At 66.4% G+C, this 5421-nt stretch carries 4 protein-coding genes; 2 read left to right on the forward strand and 2 right to left on the reverse strand.

Annotation, left to right across the window (positions count from 1 at the left end):
- Positions 1-171 precede the first annotated feature (171 nt).
- Together B0E53_RS32760 and B0E53_RS38110 are read left to right on the forward strand one after the other, a co-directional pair.
- Positions 172-975, forward strand: a complete 804-nt coding sequence (locus tag B0E53_RS32760; RefSeq protein WP_107079498.1) for a maleylpyruvate isomerase family mycothiol-dependent enzyme — start codon at positions 172-174, stop codon at positions 973-975.
- Positions 976-1770: 795 nt separating this feature from the next.
- The gene (locus tag B0E53_RS38110; protein WP_168215469.1) at positions 1771-1923 is read left to right on the forward strand and encodes a hypothetical protein; all 153 of its coding nucleotides are present in this window, start codon (positions 1771-1773) and stop codon (positions 1921-1923) included.
- Between the two features lie 571 nt (positions 1924-2494).
- Here B0E53_RS38110 and B0E53_RS32770 read toward each other — a convergent pair.
- Complete coding sequence (locus B0E53_RS32770) at positions 2495-3451, reverse strand: sulfotransferase (protein WP_107079499.1); 957 nt, start codon at positions 3449-3451, stop codon at positions 2495-2497.
- A 205-nt stretch (positions 3452-3656) separates the two neighbouring features.
- Positions 3657-5261, reverse strand: coding sequence for an ISAzo13 family transposase (locus B0E53_RS32775; protein ID WP_107079500.1), 1605 nt, complete (start codon positions 5259-5261; stop codon positions 3657-3659).
- Positions 5262-5421 lie beyond the last annotated feature (160 nt).

Below are 5421 nucleotides of genomic sequence, written 5' to 3' on the forward strand. Positions count from 1 at the left end.
CCGGAGACCTCAGCCTTTATCGATCACCGCCACGCCGGCACCTCACCACCCGCCGACCCCTTACCAAACACGGCCTAGTCGCCTGACATCCCCGTCCACGGGTCACCGATGAGTTCGACCGGCACGCCGAGTCAGTCACAGCACAACGAACCTACGGAAAGGGACAACTCAATGACCGAGCTGAACGCGGAACGCGCCCGGCGAGCGATCGTCGAACACACCCGACGTCTGGCGGAATCAGCCGCCACGGCCGGACCTGACGCCGCCGTGCCGACAACACCGGAGTGGACCATCACTGAGTTGGTCGAGCACGTGGGCCAGACCCAGTACTGGGTCGCGGAGATCATCGAGCGGCGCATCACCGACCCCACACAGCTGCCCACGGAGATGGCCGTACTCCCCACCGACCCCCGCAAGTGGCAGGCGTGGCTGTCGGAGTCCGCGCAGCGGGCCGCGAACGCGTGCTCCGATGACGCGCTCGACGCGCCGGTGTTCAACCCGGCGGGGGACGAGCGGTCCGGAGCGCGATTCTGGATGTCCAGCGTCCTCAACGAGGCGGTCGTCCACGGCTTTGACGCAGCCAACGCGGCGGGCCGACCGGCCGACATTGACGCCGACATCGCAGCCGCGCTCATCAGCAACCACCTCGCGATGCTCACCTCCCCCACGTGGGAGATGCAACGGTCCGAGTCCGCCCACGCCATCCGGGGCACCGGGCAGACCCTGCAATGGCTGGCCATCGACACCACGGACGACACGGGCGCTTGGTTCGTCGAACGGCGGCCTGACGGGGCGACGTGGCAGCCCGGAACCCAGCAGGCCGATGTGACGGCGACAGGCCCGGCACAATCGCTGCTGCTGACCTTGACCCGACGGCTCCCTCTCACCGACCGCGAAGCCACCAACATCAGCGTCGACGGCGACACCGACCTCGCCCAGCACTGGCTCAACAACACCGCCCATGTCAGCGGCTGACCGGCACCGAGGCGCCCACCGCCACGACGAAGACAACATTCGGCATGACACCGGAACGAGATCCGTCATCGGGGAAGCAACGGACGGCGCGGGGGACGTCTTCGCCCGCGGATGTTCAACTTGATCGACCGAACCGACGAATCAGGAGGTGATCAGCAAGTCGCCTGACACGATCCACAGGTCTTGACTATTTCTCCAAATTCAACTGGCTTCCTCGATGCGGTGCTGACAGCACTACCATCTGCCTCTTGACTGGAGTGTCTGTCTGTCACGCACGGCGGAATGGCTCGCGCTGGGCAACAAACGGTCAGCCGGAACCGGTGGAGCGGATCTCCTCGTCGCAGTCGTGGGCCGTCCAGCCTCCCCCGGACGGGACAAGATGGGCGCCTTACTAGCCGAGTCTCAGTGGCAGTCGTCAAGGGTCGGCGTGGCGACCGCGGGATTATGAGATCAAAATGTCGACTCCGGCAACCTGGGCACATGTTGCTCTAGCAGCGGAAACAGCTCTCGACATCTGTCACCGCTCCCCCGCCATCCATGGGCCTCTTGCGGACTGGATGCGGACCACCCGCCTGTCCGGAACGTCGGCTCTCCACCGGGCGGGTCGCGCTCAACCAGATCCTGCGAGGCCCACCCGCACCCGGGTCTTTGTGACCAGCGGCGTGTCCACGCACGGATCAACTCCGCAGCGAGCCAGTGCCCGGTCGTCTCCGCGAAGTCGAGCGGCGTCATGCCCAGGCAATCCCGCCGCAGCGGGTCCGCCCCGCGCGCCAGCAGAAACGCGGTCATCGAGACGTGCAGGGGCTCGCCCGTTTGGTTGGCTCCGTCCCTCTCGATGTCGATCGCGTGCAGCAAGAGTGTGAAACCCTGCTCGTCCGGATCTTCGAGGTCGGCCCCGGCATCGAGGAGCTCTCGCAGCTTTGGCAGGTCCTCGTGTTCAACGGCTAGGTGCGCGGGCGTCACTGGTCGGACACTACGCGACCCAGGCGGCGTGCCGACAAGACCGCAGTTTGGAAGAGCGTGCTCAAGGGGCCGTGGTGCCAGAAACGCCCGCGGCCGGCGGCAGAGCCGAACGCCGCTCGTGCCCGCTCATGACCGCTGCGCGCCACGGTTACTGGCCCGTGGGTGGCCCGGCCTACAGCTTCTTATGAGCGGCTACGGGCTTAGCGGTGGAAGAGGATCTCCTCGTCGGGCGGTCGTAGACCGTCCAGCCTCCCCGGACGGGGACAAGGTGGAGCGCCCTACCGGACGAACGACCTCGGCCCCGTCCGGGGAGGCTGGTAGCCCTTGTGGTGCCCGGCGAGGTGATCCGCAGCAGCATCTGCTGCCCTCCGTCGATTGATCTGCGACACCTCACCGCGCTGATCGCGGCAGAAGCGTGCACCCGCCCATAGCGCGGGCTCAATAGACAGCCGGAAACTTGGGAACGAGTGGTCTGCGATTCGGTTCGGCTGACGCAGCGTTTACCGGGCGTTCGAAGGGGGCGGCGCGGCGTCGTCCAGGTGGAGAGCCAGAACCGTCACTCATATCCCATGGCCGGGACGATATTGCCGAGTGCTTCTTCGATGAACTCGCGGGTTTCGTCGTCGAATTGGTTGTTGCGCTTGGTTAGCTTATGCGACCGAAACGTTGAAGGGGTGTCGAAGTCGCCGACGTCGAGCCGTTCGAACAGGGCCTTGCGCTGTCCGGGCCAGTCAGCTGCGAGATCCTCTGCTTTCACCTCGATGTAGCGTCTGCCCGTCAGGTCGACCGTGTTCTTCCAGGTGAGCCATCGGTGGTAGACCGGTTTGAGGTAGGCGAGCGCGCCATCGACGGTGGATGGCGCCCATGGCTGGGCCAGGTGGGATGCGAGCACTGAGACCGGGTGACGCTTGATGTGCACGATGGTCGCTTCGGGGACCAGTTCCCAGAGGAACTCCATGCACAGCAGGTTGAACGGTGTCTTCTCGCACCAGGTCGGCTTGCCCACGTCGGCGGCTGCTCCGCCGAACAGAGTGTCGATCAGGCCCCGCAAGATTCCGAGCAGTTCCCCCCGGTCACTGAAATACCTGGGGACCACCCGCCGGCGGCTCGACGGCCCGAACGGCCCCGCAGGCCGGTCAGCGTTGCCGAAGCCTTCCGCGGGCGCAGGTTCGTCGTATGTGTCGGCGATCAACTGCGGCCAGAGCTGTTGCACCGCGTCCCGGTAGCGCCGCTCGCCGACCAGCTCGGGGACGGTTTTGCCGCGATCGTCGCGCCGGCCGGGCACTCGTACGGTGAGGAAGTCGCTCAGCCGATGCAGGGCGTCCTCACCGACGGTGGGGTCGTATCGATCGGTGAGCGCGTCGGCCAGGTCCCGCAGGCCACCAGGGTCGATGAGGAACTTGGTCTCCATGGGAATCCGATGGATCAGCGGATGTTCGCCGATGACGTCGGCGATCCGTGACGTTCCCGAACGACCCGTACCAGCAACGAAGATCGGTGAGGGGGAAGGCATGGCGAGAGTCAAACTTTCAGCCCGGCACCTGGGCAAGCCATTTATCCCTTCACCCGCCGCTACGGGCCGGGCCGCACCGGCCGCGCCGAGTGCGTGCCGGACGGCCGCCTCCAACAAGCGAGCAACGAATCATCGAAGCTTCCCAACGCCGCGCATCCCTCAGACACTGATGCACTGATCTCGGCTACTTAGGGTTCGCAGATGATTAACTCGCGGATTTGATCTCTTGTGGGGGCGGGCTGTCTTCGTCGGCAAGAAAGGCGATGAGGTCTGCTCGTGTGGGGAACCGGGCCGTTGACGGCGTGATGGCGTGTCCGTGCTGCTCGAGGAGTGGACGAGTCTGCGCGACAGCGATGGTGATCGTTTTTCGGTCAACGTTGAACAGGTCGGCCAGGACGGCTTGTGTGCATAGTTTGCGCAGGTAGAGCACGGTGGCCAGGACCCGGTTGGCGTCGGCGAGCTTGATCGGTGGCCCCGCTCCGGCGGCTCGGCGGCGTTCGGCGCCACGGCGTTCCCGTCGGTCCTGTTCACGCTGCCGGGCTTGGGATTCGGCCAGCTCGGCGGCTAGCTTGTCGAGGTGGTGCCGGGGCATACCGGTCAGTGCCGGGTGGGACAGCAGGGCCCTGTCCTGGGCGTGTTCGCGGCTTGGGTGGCCTTCGCTGTGCCGGGCGTGTGGCGGCGAAGGCTGCTCGTGGCGGGAGTGCAGGGTGTAGTTCCAGTCGCCGTGGAAGCGGTGCCGTCTCATCGGCAGCGCGGTGATCTGCGCGTCGCTGATCTGGATCCCGGTCGGGTAGGTGCCTGTGTCGAGTTCAGCGTGCACGGACAGGCCGCCGCGGCTGGTGGTGGCCGCGATCGACTGGACGATGATGTCGTGGCTGGTCAGCGGTCTGCCGCGCCAGTTCATCGTGATGTGGGAGAACAGCCGGTGCTCGATCTTGTTCCATTTCGAGGTTCCCGGCGGCAGGTGACACACGGTGATCTCAAGGCCGGTCTCGGCGGCCAGCGCCGCGAGTTCGGTCTTCCACGCACGGGTGCGGTAGCCGTTGGAGCCGCCGGCGTCGGCGGTGATCAGCAGCCTGCGGGCATGCGGATAGTCGCCTGCGCCGCGGGAGGACCACCAGCGGCGGATCGAGGCGACCGCGAATGCGGCGGTGTCATGATCGCAGCCGACGTTGACCCAGCCGGTGTCGGCGGTGACGTCGTAGATCCCGTACGGGATCGCCTTGCCGACCTCCCGGTCGACGAAGTCGTGCGTCTTGACCTGGACGGGCTCACCGGCCGGCTGCCATTCCCGTCCGCCGTTCTTGTAGAGCCCGACGAGTTCTTTCTTCTTGGTGTCCACGCTGACCACAGGATCCCCGGTGGCCTGGTGGTCCTTGACCTGCTCATTCAGGTAGCGGAACTGCGCGTCGCGGTCCGGATGCCGCCTGCCCTCGATCGTCTTGGCGTTGGCCTGCAGACTGAAGCCCTCCCCACGCAGCACGTCAGCCACCGTGTCCGCCGAAATCGGCCAGCCCTGCCGGGTCAACTCCTCGGCCAGCTTGCGGGTCGACTTCGTCGTCCACCGCAGCGGCGACGTCGGGTCACCGCGCTCGTCCGGCTGGACCAACGACAGCAACGCCGTCCGCAACCCCGGCGCAAGATCGACGAGCCGTTTGCGGCCCCCGCCCGACCGGCGGGCTCTGCCCATCGGTTCATCGCCGGCATCCAACTCCGATACCCCGCGTGACACCGTACTTTCCGCAACCCCAGCAGCTCGGGCTACCAGCCTGATACCCCCATGGCCCAGAGCCCGAGCCTCGGCGCCCACTGTTCCGCACCGGGTTTGATGGAGACATCGAAACCTGGGAGGAACACCAGCGATGCCCGCACCGAAGAAGTACAACGATGAGCTGCGTGAGCGTGCGACTCGGTTGGCGGTCGAGGCCCGCCGGGATCCGGCGTCCGCGGTCGGGGCGATCCGTCGGATC

The sequence above is a fragment of the Micromonospora sp. MH33 genome (assembly GCF_003013775.1).
Classification (GTDB): domain Bacteria; phylum Actinomycetota; class Actinomycetes; order Mycobacteriales; family Micromonosporaceae; genus Micromonospora; species Micromonospora fulviviridis.